The organism is Streptomyces sp. NPDC002133 (genome assembly GCF_040296405.1).
Taxonomy (GTDB): domain Bacteria; phylum Actinomycetota; class Actinomycetes; order Streptomycetales; family Streptomycetaceae; genus Streptomyces.
This window is the reverse complement of the sequence record NZ_JBEOXF010000154.1, coordinates 1-1,105: the sequence shown is the minus strand read 5'-3', so window position 1 is coordinate 1,105 and position 1,105 is coordinate 1. Positions and strand designations below refer to the sequence as shown.

Genomic DNA, 1,105 nt, shown 5'->3' with positions numbered 1-1,105 from the left:
ATCGCAACTAGTGCCGGAAAGGGACCGTAGACGGCTCCGCACGGGTCCGGTAGAGGATCACGAGTAATGCGGGCATAACGAGCGGCTATGGCCCGACGCTCGACGCCGTCCTGGGCGCCGTCGGGGAACCGCCCCAGCCCCGTGAGCGCCGTGACGAATTCCTCCAGGTCGGCTCTGAGGGGCGTCTCGCATTCCCACATGGCCTCATAGATGATCTCGACGGGTGTGCCCGCCTGGAAGAGGGGGCGGCAACTGGCGAGCTGGTGCGTGACCTCGGAGCGAGGCAGGAGCGCCGCTCCCAGGCCCATCGCTGCCCATTCGTCCACTGCCCTGAAGCCGGCGGCGTCGCCCGAGTACGTGCGCAGCGCCACGTCGTCGCTGCGGAAGAGTTCGGTGGTGAAGGTGGTCTGTCCGCAGGTGGAGGGCCGAAGGATGTAAGCGGGCGCCGGCCGCGTCCTCAAGCTCGACCGGGCTGTCGCTCGCGGCCGCGCAGTCGATCACGACCACCGATTCACGGGCGATGACATGGTGCCGCACGGTGGGCATGCCGGGCACGGCGGGGACGAGCACGATGTCCAGCCGGCCCGCCTCCAGGTCGGCGCGTAGGGGGTCGAGGTCCGCTTCCCGCAGAACAAGGTCGCGTGGACGCTTCAGGTTGCGCGCGGCATTGAAGGCGCGGGCGACGAGTTCGGCCCCGATCAGGGGTGACACACCCATGCGGATCGTTTCGGTGACCGGACTGGCCAGCCGCTGGGCCTCGGCGGCAAGCGTGTCGAGGTCGTCGAGTACGTGCTCGATCAGGGGCAGGATCCGTGCACCGTGCGGGGTGGGCTTGACCCCGCGCGATGAGCGGTCGAAAAGCTTCACGCCGAGCTCCTCCTCCAGCCGCGCGACGCCGCTCGACAAGGCCGGTTGCGCACCCCGTAAGCCCGTGCGGCTGCGCTGAAGGACTTCGTCCGGGAAACTGCCTGGGCATAGCGCAACGTCTCGATGTTCACGATTCTCTTCTCCGGGCCATAGCCGCTCGTTATGCCCGCATTACTCGTGATCCTCTACCGGACCCGTGCGGAGCCGTCTACGGTCCCTTTCCGGCACTAGTTGCGAT

Annotated in this window: 1 protein-coding gene; it reads right to left on the bottom strand. The window is 67.9% G+C overall.

The annotated features are described in order from the left end of the window. Positions 1-204: 204 nt before the first annotated feature. On the bottom strand, positions 205-906 hold the full coding sequence (locus ABT078_RS42545) for a LysR family transcriptional regulator (protein WP_351237852.1): 702 nt from the start codon (positions 904-906) through the stop codon (positions 205-207). Positions 907-1,105 lie beyond the last annotated feature (199 nt).